This window comes from Rhodococcus sp. NPDC058639 (assembly GCF_042717545.1).
GTDB lineage: Bacteria > Actinomycetota > Actinomycetes > Mycobacteriales > Mycobacteriaceae > Rhodococcus.
The window spans coordinates 13583-37259 of the sequence record NZ_JBHXRF010000011.1; the positions used below are offsets into that span (position 1 = coordinate 13583).

Sequence of the window (23677 nt, forward strand, 5' to 3'; positions counted from 1 at the left end):
TCGACCGAGCGCGGCACCGGGCCACGGTGGCGGAGCGCAGAGACGGCAGGGTCGCCGGCGCTGCGAGACCGCCGAAACTACAGGAGCGCCGGACCTACGGTGCGACGATCGCGTTGGCCATCACGCGGACGGCACTGGTGATGCCGTCGAGCAGGTTCCCCTGGCCGAAGGACGCCAGCGCGGCGGTGACGCCGAGTTGCAGGACGCGATCCGTCGCGCGGGCGGAAGCCTCGCGTCCGGAACGGATCTCGATAGCCCGCTGGTTGGGGTACACGGCGATCAGCACCGAGTTCGCCGCGTCGGGGGTCGTCGGAAGCAGCGCGTCGGTCTCGGCAGCCGGGTTCACGGCGTCACCGATGTACACGGAGAACCGCACGTGGGTTGCCCGGATGGCATCGGTCAGCGTGTCGTCGAGCCGGATGAGGTCGCTGTCCTTGAACGGCGGTCCGGCGAACGGCTCGCCGAGCGGGCGGGCGCTCGAAATCCGGCCGCTCGGCGTGAGTGCCGCGCCGTACGGAAGAGTCTCCGGGGAACGGACGGGAGAATGGATTACGTCACCACTTGCCACTTGCGGTACCTCCGATCAGATCCGCCGGGTTGCCGACGACATGTCCGTGATGGGCGTAGTGCCCGGGGCGCGTCACTTCGTCCGTGGCGGTCCACAGCACCGGCTCGTACTCCCACTTCTGGCCGAGGGTGTACGCGTTGTCGGACGGAACGGGGCCCGGGTATCGCTGCCCGGTCAGGGACAGACCGGCGAAGACCAAGATGATCAGCAGCGGAATGCCGACGAAGATCAGGGTTGTCTCGAGAATGCTCACACGCAAACGGTAGCCCAGGCACCCGGGAAAGGCCGCATACGCCCCGGATTCCGTGCCGTGCCGTCAGGCGGCGCCCTCTCCCAGATACGGCAACCAGGTGGGGTGCAACTCCGGGAGGGTGGCGAGCAGACGCCAGTGCCTGCCCTTCGGAGGGGTGAGAACGGCGCGCAACGTCCAGCCGAGTTCGGCGAGCATTTTGTCCGCCTTCTTGTGGTTGCAGGGCGCGCAGCATGCGACGCAGTTCTCCCAGCTGTGCTCGCCTCCGCGACTGCGAGGCACCACATGGTCGATCGTCTCGGCTTTCGCACCGCAATAGGCGCAGCGGTTTCCGTCGCGGTGCATGAGCGCCGCGCGGGTCATGGGTACCCGGGCGTGATAGGGCACCCGAACGTAACTGCGCAGGCGGATCACCGACGGCAGCTGCACCGACCATTCCGCGGAGCGGACGAACGGCGCGTGCGGGTCGTCGTGCACGGTATCGGCTTTACCGCCGGTCATGAGAATGACGGCGCGCCGGGCCGGCAGCGCCGTGAGTGGTTCGTAGGTGGCATTGAGCAGAAGCACCCGACGTTTGACCCAGTCGGGCACCGCCGTGCTGTCGCGCACCACGCGCAGGGTGTTGGCCCCCGGCGCCCCCATCGGGGCATCCGCGGGCGGGAGTTGTCGATGTGCGCTGCTGCGGTGCTTCATACGACCTCCGGAAGACTGGAAACAGTGCATCACGGATGGTCGAAAATCGCACCCTGAATCGTGCGACTTTCCGAGGTCGGGTATGTGAACTTCCGGGGCCGCCGGGAACGGATACCGCCGCCGCTACAGGCGAGCCGCTGCAACGGGCACAATGGACATTCGAGAGGGATGGTGAGCAGAAACCGATGAGTGACGAGCAGACCTTCTACGACGCAGTCGGCGGCGCCGAGACGTTTCGAAAGATCACGGCGCGCTTCTACGAAGAGGTGGCCGCAGACGAGATCGTCCGCCCGCTGTATCCCGAGGAAGATCTCGGCCCGGCCGAGCGGCGCATGCGCATGTTTCTCGAGCAGTACTGGGGCGGACCGCACACCTACTCCGACGAGCGCGGCCATCCACGCCTGCGCATGCGGCACCACCCGTTCCGCATCGGACCGCTCGAGCGCGACGCGTGGCTGCGCTGTATGCACACCGCGATCGCGTCGATCGACGAGGAGACGCTCGACGACGCCCACCGACGCCAACTGCTCGACTACATGAACATGGCAGCCGACTCGATGATGAATTCGACCGTGTGACGTCGTCCGCGGAACGGGTCAGCCCCTCCGCACGAGCGACCTGAGCTTTCCGGCGACGCGGAATCCGAAGATCAACGGTGCGGGCATCACCCGATGCAGAATCGCATGTTTGCGGACGTACTCGGGAACCTCCCAGAGCGCGGACGTGCCGGCCCTGAAGAGGGCTGCGTCCCCGGCACGGAGGATCCGCGGATCGGCGTCGTCGGAACTGACGATCACCGAACCTTCCACGATGTGGACGATTTCGTCGGCGCCGAAGTGCCATGTGAAACGGCCCGCCGTGCAGTCCCACACATGTGTGGTGGTGGTCAGGTCGCTGCCTGTCGACCATTGACCGCTGCGGGCCACCGGCGTTCCGTCGTGGATCCAGTCCGGGTCGATCGGATCTGCGTGAAGTTCCACGTCGTCGAGGGAGACAGCGACGATAGGTGTCCAATTCATGAGGATTGTCCTATCACGTGTGCCCGGTCACAGGAATTCGCTGCCGCGGTTCGACCCGTCCACGCGGTGCGCATCTGTCACGATGACTCCCGTGGCCCGCCCCAGCGATGCGCCGACCGACGGTCCCGTCCCCGCGCGGGCCTGGTGGCGCGATGCCGTGTTCTACCAGGTGTATCCGCGGTCGTTCGCAGACTCGGACGGAGACGGGGTCGGCGATCTCGCCGGAATCCGCAGCCACCTCTGGTACCTCGAGCTCCTCGGAGTCGACGCGCTCTGGCTCAATCCCGTGATGCGGTCGCCGATGGCGGATCACGGGTATGACGTATCCGACCCCCGCGACATCGATCCCCTGTTCGGTGACGTCGCCGCCTTCGACGCGTTGGTCGGCGAGGCGCACGCGCGGGGCATCCGTGTCGTGATGGACCTCGTGCCGAACCATGTCAGCAGCGAACATCCCTGGTTCCGCGAAGCGCTCGCCTCGCCGCCGGGAAGCGCGGAACGCAACCGTTTCCATTTCCGGGACGGTCGCGGACCGGGCGGCGACGAGCCGCCGAACAACTGGCCCAGCATCTTCGGAGGTCCGGCCTGGACCCGGGTCACCGAGCCCGACGGCACCCCCGGCCAGTGGTACCTGCACGTGTTCGCCTCGCAGCAACCCGATCTGAACTGGGCCGACTCGGATGTCGGCGAGGACCTCGAGAAGACTCTCCGGTTCTGGCTGCACGACCGGCACGTGGACGGGTTCCGCATCGACGTCGCGCACGGCATGGCCAAGCCCGCCGACCTGGCCGACCACGACGGCTGGGAGGAGAACGAACTCCTCGGACATGCCGCCTCCGATCCCCGCTTCGACAATCCCGAAGTCCATGCCATCCACCGGGCTATCCGGGAAGTGCTCGACGAGTATCCGCATGCGGTGACGATCGGTGAGATCTGGGTCAGCGATCACGAGCGGTTCTCCGCCTACCTGCGACCGGACGAGTTGCACCTCGGTTTCGAGTTCCACCTGACTCTCGCCGGCTGGGATGCGAACGAGATCAAGGAAGCGATCGACAAGGGCTTCGCCGCTGTCGCCGGCACACCGGCGTCCCCGACCTGGACGTTGTCGAACCACGACGTGGACCGGGAGGTGAGCCGCTACGGAGGCGGTGCGCGCGGCCTCGCCCGGGCCCGCGCCATGATCCTGGTGGAGTTGGCGCTGCCGGGTGCGGTGTTCGTCTACAACGGGGCCGAACTCGGGCTACCGAACGTGGATCTCCCGGACGAGGTGCTGCAGGACCCGGTGTGGGAACGCTCGGGACGCACCGACCGCGGCCGGGACGGATGCCGCGTCCCTCTGCCGTGGGAGGGCACGGCTCCTCCGTTCGGATTCACCGGCGCGTCGCAGTCGTGGCTGCCCCAGCCCGAGGACTGGGCCGCGCTCACCGTCGAAGCGCAGCTCGCCGACACGGGATCGACACTGTCGCTGTACCGGCGCGCCATCGAACTGCGGCACGAACGTCCGGAGATCTCCGGCGACGACATCGGCTGGTACGGCAGCCCGCCCGGCTGCCTCGCGTTCCGGCGTACCGGCGGAGTGACGTGTGTGCTCAACGCCGGCACGGAGCCGGTGGTGCTCCCGCCGGGCACGGTGCTGTTGTCCAGCACACCGATCGCGGGCCGGCATCTCCCGCCCGACAGTGCCGCCTGGCTCGTCTGACCGGTCTACACCACGCTCAGACCGAGACCACCGGTCCGGCGCAGATGAACGGATCCGTACCGTGCATCGAGACGCAGCCACGTCGGGGAGGCGCGAACGCGTACCACCTCGGCGGGATCGATGCCCTCGACATCGCCGGAGTCCCGGCTCGTGGTGGGGACGAATCCCATTGCGCCGAGCGCGAAGACCATCCGCATGGGCACCCCCACCGTCGTGTCGCCGCCGCTCACTTCCAGTACTTCCTGCGCGAGCAGCGACGCCGGAGGGCCCTGCGCCCCGTGTTCGCGGCTCACCGTCACGCCGCGATGGGCGAGTTCGACGAGCACGCGAGCGGGGACGTCGTCGACGTGGGTGTAGCCGCCGTCGGGGGGAAGCGCACCGCGCCAGGCCGAATCCATCGCCCATCCCGGATCCACCTCGGGGTGCGGACCCGACGCCCCGACGAGCGCGGCGCGCAGGCCGTCGGCGGCGACGCACGTGTCGGCAGGATCGACGGTGCCGCGCACGACCCGCGACGCGAGCACGTCGAAGCCGGTCTGCGCCCACACGCCGAGCACACCGTCGCCCCGGCGGCGCAGGCGTACGACCGCGGCGTCGTCCATGCGCAGCACGTGGATGAGGAAGCTGGCAAGGTCGGTGCGCTCGGCCGACCCGTCGAGACGCACCGCGCGTTCACCGCGGCCCCGACCACCGGTGTCAGTCACGCCGCCACCGCAGCAGGAACTCGCGTTCGTGGTCGTCGAGCCGACGCAACCGCTGGGTGTCGATGTCGAACGCCGCAATCTGCGTGGATGCGATCACGGCCGGTGCGGAGTCGGCCGGGGCGCCACCGGGACGCACCTCGTAACCGATGGTGAAGTCGACCGCGCGGACCTTCTCGGTCCACATCATGATGTCGAGCGGGCCGTCCGAGTGGCGGAGTTGCCGCCGGTACCGCACGTGGAGATCTGCGATCACGGCGCCTTCGCGCAGGCTCTGGGTGGGCCGGCCGTCGGCGAAGAGCCAAGGGATGCGCGCCTCTTCGAGCAACGTCACCATCCGCGCGTGGTTGATGTGCTGGAAGACATCCATGTCGGACCACCGCACCATCACCTCGGTGTGGAATCCGAACTGTTCCCCCGCGCTGCCCACTCGTTACCTCCGATCGGATGCGCCCGTGCGCACCATGCTTCTGATCTGACGTGCCGCCACCGACAGGATGGCGAGGTCCAGGTTCCCAGACGCGAAGATCTCCTCGAGCGCCGCCCTCGCACGCACGAGCCTCGACCCGTTGGACAACTCCCAGTCCTCGATCATCTCCGCGGTGGTCTCGCCCGGTTCCGCCCCGGCGAACACGTCGAGCACCAAGGCGCTCAACGATCCGTACAGGTCGTCGCGTAATGCCAAGCGGGCGAGGGAATGCCAGCGGTCTCCCCGTTCGAGGGCAGAGACCGCACTGAGAAGGCGGTCGATTCCGAGATGCGCGTCGAGTGCGTAGTACAGCTCCGCAACCTCCTCGTCCTCCCGCTCGACGACGTCCGCGACGTCGATGACATCGAGCAGCGCGAACTGGACGAGGAGGTAGTACACCGCATCCGTGGGTTCGGCCGGAGCACCCCGATCCAGCACGGGCCGGGTCCTGCGGGCGAAGTCTTCGACGTGGTGCCCCCGCACCCATTCGCCGACCCGCGGGGCGAGTCGTGCGAAACGGTCGCGGTACCGGCTGATCTCCGCGCCCACCGCGAGTGGTTGCGGCCGTGTCGAGAGCAGCCGCCGCGACGCGCGGTCCAGGACACGACGTGACTCGAGGAGCAGGTCGTCCTCGACGTCGGTGGGAAGTCGCTCGCTGCGGACCCGGTCCCAGATCGCGGGCAGCCCGAAGATCGCCGTGACCGCGGCGTACGCGCGAATCGCGTCGGTGCTCGACGCTCCGGTCTCTTCTGTCAGCCGGTACACGAAGGAGATTCCGCCGTTGTCGACGGTTTCGTTCGCGAGGATGGTCGCGACGATCTGCCGGCGGAGCGGGTGCGCCTTGATTCCGGTGACGAACCGATCCCGGAGCGCGGGCGGGAAATAGCCGGGCAGGCGCGACGCGAACGTGTCGCTGTCGGGCACGTCGGTGGCGAGCAGTTCCTCGACGAGGGCGAGCTTGACGTGGGCGAGCAGCTGGGACAACTCGGGCGAGGTGAGACCCTCCCCCGCCGTGAACCGGCGTGCGATCTCGGCGTCGTCGGGTAACGCATCGAGGCGGCGGTCGAGTCCGTGCTCGGCTTCGAGCGCACCGAGGAGCCGCTGGTGCACACCGAGCATCGACGGCGCGGCCGCCCGCTCGAGACCCAGGACATTGTTCTGCCCGATGTTGTCGGCGAGCACGAGTTCCGCGACGTCGTCGGTCATGGAGGCGAGCAGCGGATTACGGTCCTCGGTCCGGAGTTCGCCGGCGGTCACCATCGAGTCGAGCAGGATCTTGATGTTGACCTCGTGGTCGGAGCAGTCCACGCCCGCCGAGTTGTCGATCGCGTCGGTGTTGATCTTTCCGCCGGTGCGGGCGTATTCGATACGCCCGAGTTGCGTCACCCCGAGATTGCCGCCTTCGCCGACCACCCGTGCCCGCACACTTTCGCCGTCGACGCGCACAGAGTCGTTGCTCTTGTCCCCGACGTCGGCGTGGGATTCCGAGGACGCCTTGATGTAGGTGCCGATGCCGCCGTTCCACAGCAGGTCGACCGGGGCGCGCAGGATCGCCCGGATCAGTTCGGACGGGGTGAGTTCGGTGACGTCGTCGGCCAGGGCGAGCACCCGGCGGGCCTGTTCGCTGACGGGGAGCGATTTGCGGGTCCGTTCCCAGACTCCCCCGCCCTCGCCGATCAGTGCCGGGTCGTAGTCGGCCCACGACGAGCGGGGAAGCTCGAAAATCCGCCGTCGTTCGGCGAACGAGCGAGCCGCGTCGGGCTCCGGATCGAGGAAGATGTGGCGGTGGTCGAATGCGGCGACGAGCTGGATGTGCTCGCTGAGCAACATCCCGTTGCCGAACACGTCGCCGCTCATGTCACCGATACCGGCGACGGTGAAATTCTCCGACTGCGTATCGAGTCCGCGCTCACGGAAGTGCCGCTTGACGCTCTCCCATGCGCCGCGCGCGGTGATGCCCATCTCCTTGTGGTCGTATCCGGCCGAGCCGCCGGATGCGAACGCGTCACCGAGCCAGAAGCCGTAGTCGGCCGCAACCGAATTGGCCAGGTCCGAGAAGGACGCGGTGCCCTTGTCGGCGGCCACCACGAGGTAGGTGTCGTCGGTGTCGTGGCGCACGACCCGTTCCGGTGGGATCACGGTGGTGCGCGACCGATCGAGGTTGTCGGTGACGTCGAGCAGTCCGGAGATGAACCTGCGGTAGCACTGTTCGCCGCGCTCGCGGACGGCTCGACGATCGGCGGCGGCGTCGCCGGTCGGTTGCGGCGTGTGCTTGACGACGAACCCGCCCTTCGCCCCGACGGGGACGATCACGGCGTTCTTCACCGCCTGCGCTTTGACGAGCCCGAGAACCTCGGTGCGGTAGTCCTCACGGCGGTCGGACCACCGGAGACCGCCGCGCGCGACGGCGCCGTACCGCATGTGCACGCCCTCCACATCGGGTGCGTAGACGAAGATCTCGAACTTCGGTCGTGGCTGCGGGAGTTCGGCGATGCCGGCCGGATCGAGCTTCATCGACAGGACACGGCCGCGGGCGGAATCGTCGTCCGCGGGGACGAAGTAGTTGGTGCGCAGGGTGGAGCGGATCAGCGAGAACAGTCCCCGCAGGATCCGGTCGGGGACCAGTCCTGTCACGGCCTCGATCGTCGACCTGAGCTCGCCGGAGATGCGTTCTTCACTCTCGGATTCGGCAGCCTCCGGATCGAATCGGGCCTCGAACAGCCGGACCAGCAGGACCGTGATCTCGGGGTAGTCGAGCAGTACGCCTTCAATGGTGTGCTGACTGTACGGAAAACCGGTCTGCCGCAGGTACTTCGCATACGCACGCAGCATGACCACCTGGCGCCACACCAGCCCGGCGCGCAGCACCAGTTCGTTGAATCTGTCGGTTTCGGAGTCACCGCGCCAGGCGACGACGAACATGTCGGTGAAACGACCCGCGAGTGTCGGGTCGGAGTCCAGAGCGTCCGGCGCGAGATCACCCGGAAGTCCGAGACCGAAATCGTAGATCCAGCAATCGATTCCGTCGGATCGTGGAACCCGGTACGGACGCTCGTCGATGACCTGGACACCGAGGCTTTGCAGCACCGGAAGCACCCGGCCGAGGGTGACCGGCTCGTCGCCGACGTACAGGGTGAAGCGCCACGCCCCGGGCGCTGCGCCGTCGGACCTGCAGAGACGAGTCTCGATCTCACCGACCCGCAGACACTCGAGCACCACCAGATCGGAGAGAGCGCGCTCCGACGGGAAATCCTCCTTGTAGGCCTCCGGCACCGCGTCGGCGTATCGCTGCACCAGTGCGGCGTCGACGCGGGAATCGCCTGCGGCAGCTTCGGAAAGTCGATCGGTCCAGTTCCGGCTGGTCTCCGCGAGCAGCGCCTGGATCCGGGTGCGGTTCTCGTCGGAGGTGTCGATCTCGTGCCGGCCGCGCCCCGGGAACCTGATGGTGACGTGCAGGAGAGCCAACTCCCCCTCCGAGACCCGCGCGGTGTAGTCGAGGACTCCGCCTCCGTATTCGCTCAGGAGGATCTCCTGCATCGCGATGCGGACCTTCGTCGTGTACCGATCGCGGGGCAGGTACACCAGGCACGACACGTACCGGCGGTGCGTGTCGACACGCACGAACAACCGGACCTGCCTGCGGATGTCGACCACCGAGGTGACGGTGTCGTAGAGCGTGGCGGTGTCCATCGAGAAGAGTTCGGCACGCGGGATGGTCTGCATGATCTCGAGCATCGCCTGACCGCTGTACGACGAAATATCCACGTGGGCTCGGGCGATCACGGCACGTACCCGGCGCGAGATGAGCGGGATGTCGAGGATGTTGTCGTTGAGCGCTGTCACCGTCAGCACTCCGAGGAAGCGGTGCTCACCGACCACGCGACCGTCGGCGTCGAGCACCGCGATCCCCACGAAGTACGGATAGACCGAGCGGTGCACGGTCGTGGGCAGTGCCCCCTGGGTCAGTACCAGCAACGGCCGCCGGTCGGGATGCGCACCGGGCGGCAACTCGAGCGGATCGCTGTCGGGGCCCTCGGTGCGCAGGACTCCCAGACCGCTGCCCCGGACGGACCGCGCTCGGACCACGCCTGATCCGTCGGTGTCGACGAACTCGTAGCGCCGGTAACCGAGCATGGTGAAATGCCCGCGGGCGAGCCAGCGCAACAGATCGGCGGTTTCGGCGAGAACGGTGGCGGTGTGCTGCGGTGGCGGAACGACCGCGAGCGCGTCGAGTGCACCGGCGAGTTCGCGCTGAAGTGCAAGCATCGGTCCGGTGTCGGAGACCACCTGCCGCACTTCGGCCAGCGCACGGCGGAGTCCGTCGTCGATCGTGTCGACTGTGGGCCCGTCGGCCCCGAGGGCGAACTGCACGTGCATCCACGACTCGGCGATCCGGTGTACCGGGTCCTCGGCGTCGAGCGACGGGTTTCCGGGCGAGAGGTCGCGCAGCAGTCCCGCGTCGTCGCGCAGTACCGAGAACTCCGGGTGCACCACCGCATCGACACCCACTCCGAGGCGGGCGAAGAGTGCCAGGACGGCCTCGACGAGGAGGGGCATGTCGTCGGTGACGATCTGGGCGGTCGAGCCCAGTGCGTCGTCAACCGGCGGATGGACCCGGATCGCCGCGGTGCCCGGCGCGCGCTCGCGTCCCAGTTCGAGATGTGCGGCGGCCACTGCCACGGGTGCGCCGATTTCCTCGCCCGACTGCTCGTACACCTGCACGAGAGTCGCCACCAACGACGAATCCAGTTGCGACGCAGTTGAATCCGCCATTACTTCACTCCCTGACCTGCTTGTCGGACAAAACGAGCGCCGCGGACGGGCCCGAGATCGAGCCTATCCGCGGCGCCACAGGTTGGGGGCCGGACACGCGGGCTGTCAGCCCGGGGCCGCGACCCGGTACCGGTCGAGGACCTCACGTTCGAGATCGCTCAACGGCCTCGACCGATCGGTGTGTACGTCGAACCCGACGAGAACCGCATCCCCGTGGGCACACACCACCCCGTGCCGGTCGAGGATCGTGTGGCGCAGCGTGAATGAAGAGGTACCCACGTGCAATACGGCGATCTCGACATCGAGCGGACCCGATGCGTCCTTGATGGGCCGCAGGAACTCGGCGTCCATCTTGCGGACCGCGACGACACCGCGCGCCGAGAGGTTGCTGACCAGGAACTTGATCCGCGCTTCCTGCATGTACTCGACGACTTTGGTGTTGTTGACGTGACCGAGCCGATCGGAGTCGGCCCAGCGCACCTCGATCGAACAACGGAACGGCTCGCCGACGGTGTCCGTCCCGACACCGTTCGGCTTCGTTTCCAGACGATCAGTCACGAGTGAGCTTCCGGTGGGTGACGCGGTGCGGACGTGCCGCATCCGCACCGAGACGCTCGACCTTGTTGGCTTCGTACGCCTCGAAGTTGCCCTCGAACCAGAACCACTTGCCTTCCTCGACATTGCCTTCCCAGGCGAGGATGTGGGTACAGGTGCGGTCGAGGAACCAGCGATCGTGGGAGATCACGACGGCGCAGCCCGGGAACTGCTGCAGCGCGTTCTCGAGCGAACTCAAGGTCTCCACGTCGAGGTCGTTGGTCGGTTCGTCGAGCAGGATCAGGTTGCCGCCCTCTTTGAGGGTCAGCGCGAGGTTCAGCCGGTTGCGCTCACCGCCGGAGAGCACGCCGGCCTTCTTCTGCTGATCCGGTCCCTTGAAACCGAACGCGCTGACGTACGCGCGCGACGGCATCTCGTTCTGCCCGACCTCGATGTAGTCCATGCCGCCCGACACGACTTCCCACACGTTCTTGGTGGGGTCGATGTTGGACCGGTTCTGGTCGACGTAACTCAGCTTGACGGTGTCGCCCACCTTGACGATGCCCGAATCGGGCTCCTCGAGACCCACGATGGTCTTGAACAGCGTGGTCTTACCCACGCCGTTGGGACCGATCACGCCGACGATGCCGTTGCGCGGCAGGGTGAACGACAGGTCCTTGATGAGAACGCGGCCGTCGAAGCCCTTGTCGAGGTGTTCGACCTCCACGACGACGTTGCCCAGGCGCGGAGGCGTCGGGATCTGGATCTCTTCGAAGTCGAGTTTGCGGTGCTTCTCGGCTTCCGCTGCCATCTCCTCGTAACGTCCGAGGCGCGCCTTGCTCTTCGTCTGCCGGGCCTTCGAACCGGACCGGACCCACTCGAGCTCCTCCTTGAGGCGCTTCTGCAGCTTCTGGTCCTTCTTGCCCTGCACCTCGAGGCGCTCGGCCTTCTTCTCCAGATACGTCGAGTAGTTGCCCTCGTACGGGTGCAGCTTGCCGCGGTCGACCTCACAGATCCACTGCGCGACGTGGTCGAGGAAGTACCGGTCGTGAGTGACGGCCAGGACTGCGCCGGGGTACGACGCGAGGAACTGCTCGAGCCAGAGCACGGACTCGGCGTCGAGGTGGTTGGTGGGCTCGTCGAGGAGCAGCAGGTCCGGCTTGCTCAGCAGAAGCTTGCACAGCGCGACACGGCGGCGCTCACCACCGGAGAGGTGCGTGACGGGCTCGTCCGGCGGCGGGCAGCGCAGCGCGTCCATCGCCTGTTCGAGCTGCGAGTCGAGATCCCACGCGTTGGCGTGATCGAGCTCCTCCTGGAGGACGCCCATCTCTTCCATCAGTTCGTCGGAGTAGTCGGTCGCCATCAGTTCGGCGATCTCGTTGAACCGGTCGAGCTTGACCTTGATGTCGCCGAGGCCCTCCTCGACGTTCTGCTTGACCGTCTTCTCCTCGTTGAGCGGGGGCTCCTGCAGGAGGATGCCCACCGTCGCGTCCGGATCGAGGAAAGCCTCACCGTTGCTGGGCTGATCCAAGCCCGCCATGATCTTGAGGATCGACGACTTTCCCGCGCCGTTGGGTCCCACGACGCCGATCTTCGCGCCCGGGTAGAAGCTCATGGTGACGTCATCGAGGATGACCTTGTCACCGTGCGCCTTGCGCACCTTCTTCATCGTGTAAATGAACTCCGCCATGACGACCAGCGTATCCGGCCGGGCGGGATAACCCACATCCTGCGCGTCGTCCCGCCCGAGGGGGACCTCCGATCAGCCCGCGAACAACTCCGCGACGAACGGTGTGGTGTCCGGAAGCGACGCGGCCATGGTCTCCGAATGTCCCGTGGGGTAGGTGGCGAATCGGGGTTGCGCTCCCCCGGCCCACAGATCCGCGACGAGCTTGACACTCAACGGCGCCGGCACGACCCGGTCGTCGAGACCCTGGGCGAGAAACAGCGGCCGGTCGTAACCGTTCACCGGAACTCCCAGGTAGTCGGCGAGGGCCGCCGGGAATCGGTCGTCGCCTAGCGGTCGGGCGAGCAGGTCCCCGATCCCGACGCCGGTGTAGCGCGCGAGCATCTCGTCGTAACACAGCGACTCCGCCGCATCGACGACTTCCCGCCCGAGGCCGGTGAGGTAGCCGTCGAGATCGAGTTCCGGATCCGCCTCGCGCAGCCCTGCGAAGATGAACGCGCCGAAGGCGGTCAGTCCGTCGAGCGGAAGATCGGGAAACTCCGGGAAACCGATCGGGAAGACCAGTTCGAGATTCGACGGCGCCCCCGTCGTGAGTGTTCCGCGGAAGTCGAGTTCGGGCGCGCGGTCGGTGGCTGTGTTCGCCGTGTGCAGCGCCGCGTGCCCTCCTTGCGACTGCCCGACGACCGCCCAGCGCTCCGACAGCGACGGCTCCACCGCGCGCGCGGCGCGCACGAGATCGACGATGCTGTTCGCGGCGCTCTGCCCGTCGAGGTATCGATGCAGACCATCCGATCCGAGGCCCGGGTAGTCGGCCGCGACGACGGCATATCCCTGGTCGAGCCAATGCTCGAGGTAAGCGGTGTCGCGTTCACTACGCGGGTTACGGGAGGGAGCGCAGTCGTCGTCGAGACCGGTGGTGCCGTGCGCCCAGGCGACGACGGGCCGGCCGTCCACGGGAGGTTCGCCGCCGGGTACGAACACCACCCCGGTGGCAGTCGTCGTCTCACCCGAGCGCCACTGCGTCGTGTAGGAAATCGTCCGAGCGGACGTTGCTCCGGGCAGCGACAGCCGCGCCTCGAGAGGCCCATCCGACACCACCGCTCCGGGTGCCGGCTGGGCGTGCGCTGTACCGGAGACGGCAACGGGCGCTCCGACGGCAAGAAAACACGCGAGAAAACCCGCGATCACACTCTCGACACGTCCGTGCGATCTCGTCTCGTCCGTCCCCCTGCGCGCAGTCACAGCGTGCACCATACGGGCAAACCGGGCAGCCGGTGTCGAAGTTCGGATCCGGACAGATTCCGATTGGGCGCGCGCCGCGCCGGGCAACCAATGTGCATGACATCACATTCCTCGACGTCACATTCCTCAACGTCGTCGACTCCGGCCGTCGGGTCCAGGACCGGGCGGGACGTCGTACGCGTCGTCACGGTGGCGGTGAGCGCGGTGATCGCCGTCGCGGGCTCGTTCCTCGGCTCCGGCGCGGTCGCCGGGACGCCCGTCGCCGAAGCGGCGGGCGGAGCCCTCGCGTCGGATGCGACGGCGGTTGCCCCCGGCGGCGCCGCGTTCTCGATCTGGACGCTGATCTACATCGGGCTGATCGCCCTGGCCGTGTGGCAACTGCTGCCCGCCCACCACACCGACCCGCGGCAACGGGCTCTCGGCTGGTGGATCGCCGCATCGATGCTTCTCAACGTCTTGTGGATCGGGACGATCCAGATCGATCAGGTCGGCCTCAGCGTGGTGGTGATCGTCGCGCTGCTCGCGGTCCTGGTTCGCGTATTCCTCGGGCTCACGGCGTCTGCTCCGTCGAGCCGCCTCGAGGCTGTCGTCGTCGACGGCACGATGTTCGTCTACCTGGGGTGGGTCGCGGTCGCCACGGTCGCCAACACCGCGGCGGCCCTGAACTCCGCGGACATCGATCCGTTCGGGTGGGGCGCCGACGTGTGGGCCGTGGTGATCCTCGCCGTGGTCGCGGCGGTGTCGGTGGTGGTCGCGTTCGCCGGGCACGGACGTCTCGCGGTTGCCGCGGCCATGGCCTGGGGTCTGGGCTGGATCGCGGTCGGCCGCACCGCCGACGACGGCTGGAACTCGACACCGGCGGCGGTTGCGGCGGCGGTCGCCGCTGTCGTGGCGGTGGTGGCCGCGGTTGCCGTGCGGATCACCACCGAACGGGCCCGCACGCGAAACCCGGCGTGACGTCGAAGCGCAGGCGCTCCCGCTACCGCGCTTCCTGATCTCGACGGGCCAACTCCGCGAACATCGCGTTGTGCGCGGCGAGGTCGGCGTCTTCGTCCCGATCCGCAGCCCGGTCCACCCGGCGCGCGGTCCGGGTGTCGCTGCGCGACCACTGCACGAGCAGCGCGAGCATGACGAGCACGAGCGGGATCTCCCCCGCCGACCACGCGATACTGCCGCCGACCTTCTGGTCGTCGAACAAATCGTAGTTCCACGGCAGCGCGAGACCGCGGTAGTACGACTCGGCCATCACCGAGCCCATGCTCATGAGGGTGACGCCGAAGAACGCGTGGAACGGGAGCGAACCGAAGACCATGCCGAGTTTCGTGACCGGCTGCAGGTCGCGTGGCGACGGATCGACGCCGATCACCACCCAGTAGAAGAGATAACCGCTCATCAGGAAGTGCAGATTCATCAGCACGTGCGCGGTGTGGCTGTCGGCGAACGTCTCGAAGATGCCACCGAGATACAAGGCGTAGAAGCCGCCGACGAACATCACCGACGCGACGATCGGGTGAGTGAAGAACCGCGACGGCGGACTGTGCAGGAACTCGAGGATCCACTCGCGTGGTCCCGGAGGAGCACTGCGGCCGGCCGGCTTGAACGCGCGCAGCGCCAGCGTCATCGCACCGCCGAGTGCCAGGAGCACCGGCGCGAGCATCGACATGGCCATGTGCGCGCCCATGTGCACGCTGAACATCGCGGCGGAATACATGCCGACGCCCGACGATGTGGCGACCAGCAGCACGAAGCAACCCGAGAACCACGCGATGCTCCGGCCCAGCGGCCAGGCGTCACCGCGCTTGCGCAGCGTCCACAGGCCGATGGCGTAGGCGACGGCCAGGACGATCGCGAGGGTGCCGAAGATGAGGTCGAATCGCCACTGCTCGAAGAACAGGTTGGCGAAGGTCGGGGGCACCTCGAGGTTGTATCCGAGCGCCACTTCCTGAACCGTGGGCACGGCGTCCGGGGCGGGCGGTGGGGTGCGGCCCAACCCGACGGCCAGGCCCACCGTCGCGGCGAGGACGAACGACTCGACGGCTGCGAACCGGACGAGGGCACCCCGGCTGGTCGGGTCGGCTTCGAGCGCCGGAAGTGCACGGCGGCGCTGCATCCAGCCGAACAGCCCGAGCAGGACCAGTGCCACGATCTTGGCGATCAGGAGCCTGCCGTACGTGGTCGTCGTCAGATCGTCGAGCGAGACCCGCACTCCCGCGTTGATCACGCCGGTGACGGCCATGACCACGAACGCCAGACCGGCGACGAAGGAGAACCGGCGCGCCGCGACGTCGGTGTACGCGCCGCCGCGCCACGAATGCGCGAGCAGCGCGAACAGGCCGCCGGCCCAGACCGACGCGGCCACGAGGTGCAGCACGAGGCTGTTGGTGGCGAGGTCGTGCGATCCGCCCGAGGACGAGTGGCCCGTCAGCGCGACCGGCATCAATGCCACCAGCGACAGCAGAAGCAGATAGGGCACCCACGACCAGCGCACCGCCATCCGGATCAGCAGCGCGGTGATCAGGGCCAGCACCGTCGTCCAGGCCCAGGCCGACGCGGTCTCCACTTGGCCGAGCGCACTGAACAGGTTCTCCGGCCGGAGCGCTTCGGTAAACGGCGCGCCGGAGGTGTCGGACAGGGTCAGAGGCACGAGCAGCGCGGCCGTCGCGGCCCACACCACGGCCGCAATACCTGCGGTCCGGACCGCGCGGTACCCGTCGACATCGAGGACACCGTTCTTCTGCGGCGGCACGAGGAACGCCGCGAAGAACAGCGAACCGATGGTGATCACGGTCGCGATTTCGGACACCGCGCGAACCGCGGGCAGACCGTAGGTGGTCAAGGCCCCTGGGTCCGGGATACCGAGGAGCACCAGCGCCTGCGCGGCGGACGCGCCGACGACGAGCGCCGCGACGATGGCGGCGAGGACGCCGAAGAGGACGAACAAAACAGACGGGTTCCCGCGTCCGGACGCGGGCACTGAATGCTGCGCGTCGGACGCGAGCTCGGGTGCTGCCATGCCTACCAGGGTAGGACCTCCCGAACCGTGCCTACGACGGCCCGTCGGAGATCACTCCGACGGCCCGTCGGCGATCACTCCGACGGGCTCGGCAGACAAGCGCCTCAGAGGGTCGAAACCCAGGCGAGCCGATCGGTCGACAGCGAGAACGTGTCCTCGTACAGGACGACGTACGTTCCGGGAGCGGCACCGGCCCGAGCGTCGAAGCACACGTTGCCGGTTGCGGTGCCGCCCGGAGCGAGGCGGCCCGAATTGAGCATCGGACGGTCGGCGCCGAACGTGGAATCGCGGATCGCGCCGCCGGCGTCCTGCACATGCCAGTCCATGTATCCGTTGAAGTCGTTCTGGTCTGTGCCGACGTTGACGATCGTCACGTCGCTGCAGAGGTAGCTGCCCAGTACGGAGTCGATGAGCTGGAGCGGCCCGACGGTGTAGGCGAGATCGTCGCGGGTGATGGTGGCGCCGGCCACCGCGGCGGTGTCGTGGTCGAGCTTCCCGGAGAATTCCGGGCCCCGATCGGCCACTGCCTCTTCGCCGGCGGGACCGGAGGTGACGGTGGCCTCCTTCTCGCCGCCGACGCTGGAGACCACGGCGATGGAGCATGCACCGAACAGGAGGACGGGCACACCGACGACGATCCAGGGCCAGATCCGGCGCTTGGCGCGCGGCGGCTGTCCGGACGGGTTCTGGTTCGGGTCGGGGTACGAAATCGGGTGAGTCATGACGCTTCTCCTCAGTTCTCGGGCTGGAGATTCGGAGCGGACGGTGCCGCTCCTCCGGTGTGAACAGCTCACCCGAGTTGCCCGGTCCGGCACCTCGTCCGATCGGACAGAGCTCCTCCTCCTTTCGGACCGACCGCGTTCGCTGTGCGGACCGTTCGGACCATGCGGGTCGTCGGCGGAGGTGCGTAGCGTGCACGAAGTGATGGTTACTTCCGGTCAGGACTTACGACGCCCGGTGTGGCGTCGGCGTGTCTGGACCACCGCCGCTGTGACACTGAGCGTGTTCTGCACGCTGCTCGCGATGGGCCTGTCGTCGGACTCGAACACGGTCCCCGAGTGGAACTACGCCCTCGGCTTCGTGCTGAGCCTCGTCGCGGCGGCTGCCCTGGTGTGGCGACACGACCATCCCTGGACCGTGCTCGCCGTCACGCTCATCAGCCCGTTGCTGTTCTCGACCGATGCCACCGCCGCGCTCATCGCGCTCTACGCCGTGGTCAAGTCCGAACGCACCGGACGACTCGCGGGAGCCGCCGGTGCCGTCTTCGTCGTGTGCGGGATCTCGCTCACCTACGACGCGCACCGCACGCGCGACAATTCCGTACTCACGATGGGCACGATGCGCCCGGACGACACCGCCCCCAAGCCGATGTGGGAGATCGCCTGGTGGATCCCCTGGCTGGTCGCGGCGGCGCTCGTCACGATCGTGGTGGTGTTCGCCCTGCTCGAACAGACGCGTTCACAGCTGAGCGTCGCCGAACACGTGCGTGACCGCGCGACGGCGAAAACACGGACCTTCCACGACGAGATGATCCGCGCCGAGGAGCGGACCCGGATCGCGCGCGACATGCACGACACGCTCGCTGCGGGACTGAGCCGCATCTCGTTGTTCGCCGGAGCGCTTCAGGTCGGCGGGTCCGACGATCCGCAGAAGATAGCCAATACGGCCGCGATGATCCGCAGCACCGCGCACGAAGCTCTCGACGAGCTCAAGAGCATCGTCGGTGTGCTTCGTGGGACGGCCGGCGCGCCGCGGGCCAGCGGACATCAGGGGATCGATGCCGTGGCCGATCTCGTCCAGTCCGCGCGCGCGGCCGGGCTGCACACCGTCTTGTTCACCGATCTCCAGCCCGGCGACGTCGGCACCGTGTCGGGCCACGTGACGTACCGGGTTGTGCAGGAAGCCCTCACCAACATCCAGAAGTACGCGTCGGACCAGACGGTGCGCATCACCATCACCGGCGCTGCCGACCAGGGCATCCGGATCGACGTGCGCAATGGGCTCAGCTCGTTGCCTCCGACCGTGCCGATCGGCTCGCGGGCGGGCCTGACCGGTCTCGCCGAGCAAGCACATCAGATCGGGGGCACGCTCCGGGCCGGGGTGGTGGGCTCCGAGTTCGTCGTGGACTGCTGGGTGCCCTGGTCGGCCTGACAGGCGCTTCAGCACGAGCGGATCACGCCTGTCGGGGTCGGGTCCTAGGCTCGATCTGTGCCCACTGCTGCCGAGATGATCACCGTGCTCGTCGTCGACGACGACCCCTTCGTTCGCCGTGGCGTAACCGACATCTTCGCCGCGACCGACGACATCGTGGTCGTGGCCGATGTCGACGACGGCGACCGGGTCCCCCACGCCGTCCACCGGTTCTCGCCGCGCGTGGTGCTGATGGATCTGAAGATGCGCCGGGTCGGTGGCCTGGACGCGACCCGGCAACTCATGTCGATGCCCCACCCGCCCCGCGTGATCGCCATGACGGCGATGGACGTCGACGATCTCGTCGTCCAGGCCGTCGCTGCCGGCGCTCACAGTTTCCTGAGCAAGGACGAGCCTCCGCAGACGTTCCATCAGTCGGTGCGCGCGGTCGCTGCGGGCAACACACTGTTCAGCGCCGACTCGCTGCGCCGAATCGTGGCACACCACCGCGCGGCGACCCCGGCGCCCGCGGTGACGGACCTCACCCGGCTGTCCGAGCGGGAGCGCGACGTGTTGCGGGTGCTGGCCACCGGGGCGTCCAACGCCGATATCGCCGGCCGCCTGTTCCTGAGCGAAACCACTGTCAAGACGCATATTTCGGCGGTCTTCACCAAACTCGGTACCCGCAACCGAGTGGAGGCGGCTCTGGCCGCGTTCCGGGCCGGACTGGTCGCCTGAGCCCTTCGCGGCGCCGAGGTCGTTCCCACTTCCGCCTCGACCGCATACCGTGGGGTGAGCACATGCGCGATACCCGACGGGAGCACACCACCAGCCCATGGATGTGATCAACGAGTTCATCACCGGTCAGGCGGCTGCGCTGTGGGTCTACCCGCTGCTTTTCGTGGTGTGCACCGTCGACGGGTTCTTCCCGCCGGTACCGAGCGAGACGGTGCTGGTCACTCTGGCGTCGCTGTCGGGTTCGACCGGGCGGCCGTACCTCGCCGCCATCATCGTGATCGCAGCGGTCGGAGCGATCCTCGGAGACAACATCGCGTACACGATCGGACGGCGGGTCGGCACGGAACGGTTCCGGTGGATGCGGACCTCCAAGGGCAAGGCCGCATTCGCGTGGGCCCGCCGCGGACTGGACAAACGCGGCGCGGCAGTCATCCTCACCGCCCGGTACATCCCGATCGGCCGTATCGCCGTGAACATGACCGCCGGCGCCACTCGATACCCTCGCAAGAAGTTCGTCCCGCTGACCATCCTCGGCGGCATCACCTGGGCTCTGTACTCGTCGCTGATGGGCAGGCTCGTCGGGGGTTGGTTCGAATCCCAGCCGTTGCTCGGCGCCGTCATCTCCGTCTGTTTTGCCGTCGTCCTGGGAATCGGGATCGACCACGTACTGCAGAGGGTCAAGGGCGGCGACGTGGACATTCCGCGCGTCTCCCCACCGGGGGACGGTGCCGCACCGGAGGCCCAGGGGGACAACCCCGGCTCCGCGCGCAACGCGTAGAGGGGTACCCGCACACGGCTGCCCGCCGAGCCGTTAAGATTCTGGCCGCGCCTCCGTAGCTCAGTTGGATAGAGCAAGAGCCTTCTAATCTCTAGGTCGCAGGTTCGATTCCTGCCGGGGGCACCACAATGTCCGTCCTAACCTTCGTCCCAGGGACGAAGGTTTTTCCATTCCCACGGTCCGCATCAGGCGAGTTGGTACGCCTGTCCGCGACGTTCCGGTGCATCCGAACCCGGTGTATCCGAACCATCCACGAGCACGCTCCCCCTCGGATACCGTGAGCACTGCGCATCGGACACCGACGAGCGTTGGGGAGTTCTTCGCTCTTCTCCCTTCGTCGACCGAGGCAACCACATGGTGCCCTCCTCGCTCCCTCACAGCATCGGGGTTGGGCCGCGAGTTCGGAGGTAGTCACATGTGCACAGCCGCCAACTACACCGCTGAGGATCACTACTTCGGCCGCAACCTGGACCTCGAGTACTCCTATCGTGAAGCGGTCACCGTGACGCCGAGGAACTTCCCCTTCGAATTCCGGAAGGTTCCCGCGCAGACGACCCACCACGCCATGATCGGCATGGCGACCGTGGCCGACGGTTACCCGCTCTACTACGACGCCACCAACGAAAAGGGTTTGAGCATGGCGGGACTCAATTTTCCCGACAATGCCGACTACAAACCCGCATCGGACGACGGAACGAATGTTGCGTCCTTCGAATTCATCCCCTGGATTCTCGGGCAATTCGAGACCGTGGCCGAGGTGCGACGCGCGCTGGCAGAAGTACGGATCGTCGACACCGCGTTCAGCGCGGAGTTTCCGCCGTCTCCGCTGCACTGGATCATCTCCGACAGGAACGAGTCCATCACGGTCGAGTCCGTCGCGGAGGGCCTGAAAATCCACGATAACCCGATCCAGGTTCTCGCCAACAATCCCACATTCGATATCCAGTTGTTCAATATCAACAACTACATGAATTTGTCGGTTGACCCGCCCGATGCGCTCTTCTCGAAGGAGATCCAGTTCGACACCTACAGCCGAGGCATGGGAGCTATCGGCTTGCCAGGAGATCTGTCCTCGATGTCCCGGTTCGTGAAAGCCGCGTTCACGAAGGTGAATTCGGTGTCGGGCCGGTCGGAGTCCGAGGCGATCAGCCAGTTCTTCCATATTCTCGGTTCCGTGGAGCAGCAGAGGGGCTGTGTCCGTCTCGGGGAGAAATACGAGATCACCATCTACTCGTCGTGCTGCAATACGCACAAGGGCATTTACTACTACCGCACGTACGAGAACAGTCAGATCACCGGAGTCGACATGCACAAGGAAGATCTGGACGGACGTGACGTGGTGTCGTACCCCTTGGTGAAGGGACAGCAGATCCTGATGGAGAACTGACCCGGCCCGACCGTGCCGGGCGGCCGAGGTTTCGCGCGCCCTCGGCGAGCCCGAGTCCACCCCGGACCCCGGCGGTGGAGCGTCCGGCGCCCGACCGGGACGGGATCCGGTCGCGCCTCCGATCGCGGGACGGGAGCGCGCACCGGGGTCCCACGCGCATACATCTTTTCCTGGGCTTTTGCGGCCGGACACCCTTCAGGGCCGTGTGTTTCCGATCGCACCGGCGGACCGGGCTAACAGTGGGTAGGCGTCACGTCCTATAGTTCAGATGTAAAGGCCGTGTTACAGAATCCTCACATAGTCAGGTAGGTAGCGTGTCGACTTCGGACCGCATCGCAGAGATTTACGAGCAGGTCAAGGCCCGGAACGCGGGCGAGCCTGAATTCCACCAGGCAGCTGCCGAAGTGTTCGAGTCCCTGCATGTCGTGCTCGAACGCCACCCCGGCTACTTCGAATCCGGCCTCATCGAGCGCCTGTGCGAGCCCGAACGCCAGATCATCTTCCGCGTGCCGTGGATCGACGACCACGGTCAGGTGCACGTCAACCGCGGGTTCCGCGTGCAATACAGCAGCGTGCTCGGCCCGTACAAGGGCGGACTGCGGTTCCATCCCAGCGTGAACCTCGGCATCGTCAAGTTCCTCGGGTTCGAGCAGATCTTCAAGAATGCGCTCACCGGCCTGCCTATCGGCGGCGGCAAGGGCGGTTCGGACTTCGACCCCAAGGGTCGCTCCGAGCAGGAGATCATGCGCTTCTGCCAGTCCTTCATGACCGAGTTGCATCGCCACATCGGTGAGTACACCGACGTCCCGGCCGGCGACATCGGAGTCGGCGGTCGCGAGATCGGCTACCTGTTCGGCCAGTACAAGCGCCTCACGAACTCGTACGAGTCGGGCGTGCTGACGGGCAAGGGCATCACCTGGGGCGGTTCGCAGGTGCGCCGGGAGGCCACCGGTTACGGCGCCGCGTACTTCGTCGCCGAGATGGCCAAGCACGCCGGCAGCTCCGTCGAAGGCCGCACCGCAGTCGTGTCCGGCTCCGGAAACGTCGCGATCTATGCCATCGAGAAGATCCACCAGCTCGGCGGCACCGTGGTCGCGTGCTCCGACTCCTCGGGCTACATCCACGATCCCAAGGGCATCGACGTCGAACTGCTCAAGGAGATCAAGGAAGTCCGGCGCGGACGCATCTCCGAGTACGTCGACGAGCGCGGCGACGCCGAGTTCTACCCCGGTGGAAACATCTGGAACGTTCCCTGCGACATCGCGCTCCCCGCTGCCACGCAGAACGAATTGGACGAGGAATCCGCGAAGACCCTCGTCAAGAACGGCGTCAAGGTCGTCGCCGAGGGCGCCAACATGCCGACCACCCCCGGCGGCATCGCAGTGTTCCGCGACGCCGGTGTCGGCTTTGCCCCGGGCAAGGCCGCCAACGCCGGTGGTGTCGCCACCTCCGCGCTGGAGATGCAGCAGAACGCCTCGCGCGACTCGTGGCACTTCGACTACACCGACGAGCGCCTCGCCCGCATCATGCGCGACATCCACACCCGGTGTGTCGAGACGGCGGCCGACTACGGCAAGCCGGGCGACTACATCCACGGCGCCAACATCGCGGGCTTCGTGAAGGTCGCGGACGCGATGTTCGCACTCGGCGTCATCTGACGTTTCTCCACACCGACGACGAACGGCGGGCCCCGGATTTCCGGGGCCCGCCGTTCGTGGCTGACTATTCTGCTGTCTGAATTTCTGCGAGGGTGCGCAGCGCGCTACTCCGTCGTCGAGACCGTCGGGCCACCCTCGGCAGCCCCGCGGTCCTCGTCGCTGCGCGCCTTGCGGGCAGCTTCGCGCATCTCGATTCCATCGGTGATCCATCCGCCGACCTCGCGGGTGACGTCACGGACAGCTCCGGTGATGATTCCCGCAATGGCGCCGACGCGTGTCGCCGCCGATTCGGTCATCTCCTGGATGGTGTCCTTGTTGCGTTCGAACTTTCCGACCAT

General features: G+C 67.1%; 21 protein-coding genes and 1 tRNA gene. 9 read left to right on the plus strand and 13 right to left on the minus strand.

Annotation, left to right across the window (positions count from 1 at the left end; genetic code table 11):
- Window positions 1-94 precede the first annotated feature (94 nt).
- The 3 genes from ACFWU2_RS19950 to ACFWU2_RS19960 form a co-directional block, all read right to left on the minus strand.
- Window positions 95-568 (minus strand): DUF5130 family protein, encoded by a 474-nt coding sequence (locus tag ACFWU2_RS19950; RefSeq protein WP_378610007.1) that lies wholly within the window; start codon window positions 566-568, stop codon window positions 95-97.
- Complete coding sequence (locus ACFWU2_RS19955) at window positions 555-821, minus strand: hypothetical protein (protein WP_378610008.1); 267 nt, start codon at window positions 819-821, stop codon at window positions 555-557. The genes ACFWU2_RS19950 and ACFWU2_RS19955 overlap by 14 nt, the downstream gene beginning before the upstream one ends.
- A 63-nt stretch (window positions 822-884) precedes the next feature.
- Complete coding sequence (locus ACFWU2_RS19960) at window positions 885-1511, minus strand: HNH endonuclease (RefSeq protein WP_296550922.1); 627 nt, start codon at window positions 1509-1511, stop codon at window positions 885-887.
- Between the two features lie 185 nt (window positions 1512-1696).
- Here ACFWU2_RS19960 and ACFWU2_RS19965 point away from each other — a divergent pair, with 185 nt between their 5' ends.
- Window positions 1697-2089 (plus strand): globin, encoded by a 393-nt coding sequence (locus tag ACFWU2_RS19965; protein ID WP_378610009.1) that lies wholly within the window; start codon window positions 1697-1699, stop codon window positions 2087-2089.
- 18 nt (window positions 2090-2107) lie between these two features.
- Here the strand turns inward: ACFWU2_RS19965 and ACFWU2_RS19970 are convergent, their stop codons facing one another.
- Entirely contained in the window at window positions 2108-2530 is a 423-nt protein-coding gene (locus tag ACFWU2_RS19970; protein WP_378610010.1) for a cupin domain-containing protein, read from the minus strand.
- A gap of 82 nt (window positions 2531-2612) precedes the next feature.
- On the opposite strand from ACFWU2_RS19970, the gene ACFWU2_RS19975 reads away from it, so the two are divergent.
- Window positions 2613-4229, plus strand: a complete 1617-nt coding sequence (locus ACFWU2_RS19975; protein ID WP_378610011.1) for a glycoside hydrolase family 13 protein — start codon at window positions 2613-2615, stop codon at window positions 4227-4229.
- Between the two features lie 5 nt (window positions 4230-4234).
- Here ACFWU2_RS19975 and ACFWU2_RS19980 read toward each other — a convergent pair whose 3' ends face one another.
- The 6 genes from ACFWU2_RS19980 to ACFWU2_RS20005 all read right to left on the minus strand — a co-directional run bounded on the left by ACFWU2_RS19980 (window position 4235) and on the right by ACFWU2_RS20005 (window position 13644).
- Window positions 4235-4933: a hypothetical protein gene (locus tag ACFWU2_RS19980; protein ID WP_378610012.1), complete on the minus strand. Its 699-nt coding sequence runs from the start codon at window positions 4931-4933 to the stop codon at window positions 4235-4237.
- The gene (locus ACFWU2_RS19985; protein ID WP_169620461.1) at window positions 4926-5360 is read right to left on the minus strand and encodes a thioesterase family protein; all 435 of its coding nucleotides are present in this window, start codon (window positions 5358-5360) and stop codon (window positions 4926-4928) included. The genes ACFWU2_RS19980 and ACFWU2_RS19985 overlap by 8 nt, the downstream gene beginning before the upstream one ends.
- 3 nt (window positions 5361-5363) lie before the next feature.
- Window positions 5364-10172, minus strand: coding sequence for an NAD-glutamate dehydrogenase (locus tag ACFWU2_RS19990; RefSeq protein WP_378610013.1), 4809 nt, complete (start codon window positions 10170-10172; stop codon window positions 5364-5366).
- A 105-nt stretch (window positions 10173-10277) separates the two neighbouring features.
- Window positions 10278-10718, minus strand: coding sequence for an acyl-CoA thioesterase (locus tag ACFWU2_RS19995; protein WP_378610066.1), 441 nt, complete (start codon window positions 10716-10718; stop codon window positions 10278-10280).
- Window positions 10719-10722: 4 nt separating this feature from the next.
- Window positions 10723-12396 carry an energy-dependent translational throttle protein EttA gene (gene ettA, locus ACFWU2_RS20000; RefSeq protein WP_378610014.1) on the minus strand — a complete coding sequence of 558 codons (1674 nt, stop codon included), beginning with the start codon at window positions 12394-12396 and terminating at the stop codon, window positions 10723-10725.
- A gap of 72 nt (window positions 12397-12468) precedes the next feature.
- Complete coding sequence (locus ACFWU2_RS20005; protein WP_378610067.1) at window positions 12469-13644, minus strand: alpha/beta hydrolase family protein; 1176 nt, start codon at window positions 13642-13644, stop codon at window positions 12469-12471.
- Window positions 13645-13830: 186 nt separating this feature from the next.
- Between ACFWU2_RS20005 and ACFWU2_RS20010 the strand changes: the two genes are divergently transcribed.
- Entirely contained in the window at window positions 13831-14592 is a 762-nt protein-coding gene (locus tag ACFWU2_RS20010) for a tryptophan-rich sensory protein (RefSeq protein ID WP_378610015.1), read from the plus strand.
- A 22-nt stretch (window positions 14593-14614) separates the two neighbouring features.
- On the opposite strand, the gene ACFWU2_RS20015 is transcribed toward ACFWU2_RS20010, so the two are convergent.
- Together ACFWU2_RS20015 and ACFWU2_RS20020 are read right to left on the minus strand one after the other, a co-directional pair.
- Window positions 14615-16648 (minus strand): cytochrome c oxidase assembly protein, encoded by a 2034-nt coding sequence (locus tag ACFWU2_RS20015; protein WP_378610016.1) that lies wholly within the window; start codon window positions 16646-16648, stop codon window positions 14615-14617.
- Window positions 16649-16752: 104 nt separating this feature from the next.
- Entirely contained in the window at window positions 16753-17370 is a 618-nt protein-coding gene (locus ACFWU2_RS20020) for a DUF4352 domain-containing protein (RefSeq protein WP_378610017.1), read from the minus strand.
- 202 nt (window positions 17371-17572) lie between these two features.
- Between ACFWU2_RS20020 and ACFWU2_RS20025 the strand changes: the two genes are divergently transcribed.
- The 6 genes from ACFWU2_RS20025 (at window position 17573) to gdhA (ending at window position 23339) form a co-directional block, all read left to right on the plus strand.
- Window positions 17573-18799 (plus strand): sensor histidine kinase, encoded by a 1227-nt coding sequence (locus ACFWU2_RS20025; protein WP_378610068.1) that lies wholly within the window; start codon window positions 17573-17575, stop codon window positions 18797-18799.
- A 75-nt stretch (window positions 18800-18874) separates the two neighbouring features.
- On the plus strand, window positions 18875-19516 hold the full coding sequence (locus tag ACFWU2_RS20030) for a response regulator (RefSeq protein ID WP_378610069.1): 642 nt from the start codon (window positions 18875-18877) through the stop codon (window positions 19514-19516).
- A gap of 97 nt (window positions 19517-19613) precedes the next feature.
- Window positions 19614-20294, plus strand: a complete 681-nt coding sequence (locus ACFWU2_RS20035; RefSeq protein ID WP_378610018.1) for a DedA family protein — start codon at window positions 19614-19616, stop codon at window positions 20292-20294.
- 49 nt (window positions 20295-20343) lie between these two features.
- Window positions 20344-20420: transfer RNA gene (locus ACFWU2_RS20040), tRNA-Arg, on the plus strand.
- Between the two features lie 289 nt (window positions 20421-20709).
- Window positions 20710-21681 carry a choloylglycine hydrolase gene (bsh, locus tag ACFWU2_RS20045; protein WP_378610019.1) on the plus strand — a complete coding sequence of 324 codons (972 nt, stop codon included), beginning with the start codon at window positions 20710-20712 and terminating at the stop codon, window positions 21679-21681.
- 314 nt (window positions 21682-21995) lie between these two features.
- Window positions 21996-23339 (plus strand): NADP-specific glutamate dehydrogenase, encoded by a 1344-nt coding sequence (gene gdhA / locus ACFWU2_RS20050; protein ID WP_378610020.1) that lies wholly within the window; start codon window positions 21996-21998, stop codon window positions 23337-23339.
- Window positions 23340-23443: 104 nt separating this feature from the next.
- Here gdhA and ACFWU2_RS20055 read toward each other — a convergent pair whose 3' ends face one another.
- Window positions 23444-23677: a hypothetical protein gene (locus tag ACFWU2_RS20055; RefSeq protein WP_378610021.1), complete on the minus strand. Its 234-nt coding sequence runs from the start codon at window positions 23675-23677 to the stop codon at window positions 23444-23446.

Bases quoted from the DNA above. Each gene is read 5' to 3' on its own strand.
- ACFWU2_RS19960 (WP_296550922.1), bottom strand. From the start codon at position 1,511: ATGAAGCACCGCAGCAGCGCACATCGACAACTCCCGCCCGCGGATGCC.
- ACFWU2_RS19965 (WP_378610009.1), top strand. From the start codon at position 1,697: ATGAGTGACGAGCAGACCTTCTACGACGCAGTCGGCGGCGCCGAGACG.
- ACFWU2_RS19970 (WP_378610010.1), bottom strand. From the start codon at position 2,530: ATGAATTGGACACCTATCGTCGCTGTCTCCCTCGACGACGTGGAACTT.
- ACFWU2_RS19975 (WP_378610011.1), top strand. From the start codon at position 2,613: ATGACTCCCGTGGCCCGCCCCAGCGATGCGCCGACCGACGGTCCCGTC.
- ACFWU2_RS19990 (WP_378610013.1), bottom strand. From the start codon at position 10,172: ATGGCGGATTCAACTGCGTCGCAACTGGATTCGTCGTTGGTGGCGACT.
- ettA (WP_378610014.1), bottom strand. From the start codon at position 12,396: ATGGCGGAGTTCATTTACACGATGAAGAAGGTGCGCAAGGCGCACGGT.
- ACFWU2_RS20015 (WP_378610016.1), bottom strand. From the start codon at position 16,648: ATGGCAGCACCCGAGCTCGCGTCCGACGCGCAGCATTCAGTGCCCGCG.
- ACFWU2_RS20020 (WP_378610017.1), bottom strand. From the start codon at position 17,370: ATGACTCACCCGATTTCGTACCCCGACCCGAACCAGAACCCGTCCGGA.
- ACFWU2_RS20025 (WP_378610068.1), top strand. From the start codon at position 17,573: ATGGTTACTTCCGGTCAGGACTTACGACGCCCGGTGTGGCGTCGGCGT.
- ACFWU2_RS20030 (WP_378610069.1), top strand. From the start codon at position 18,875: ATGATCACCGTGCTCGTCGTCGACGACGACCCCTTCGTTCGCCGTGGC.
- ACFWU2_RS20035 (WP_378610018.1), top strand. From the start codon at position 19,614: ATGGATGTGATCAACGAGTTCATCACCGGTCAGGCGGCTGCGCTGTGG.
- bsh (WP_378610019.1), top strand. From the start codon at position 20,710: ATGTGCACAGCCGCCAACTACACCGCTGAGGATCACTACTTCGGCCGC.
- ACFWU2_RS20055 (WP_378610021.1), bottom strand. From the start codon at position 23,677: ATGGTCGGAAAGTTCGAACGCAACAAGGACACCATCCAGGAGATGACC.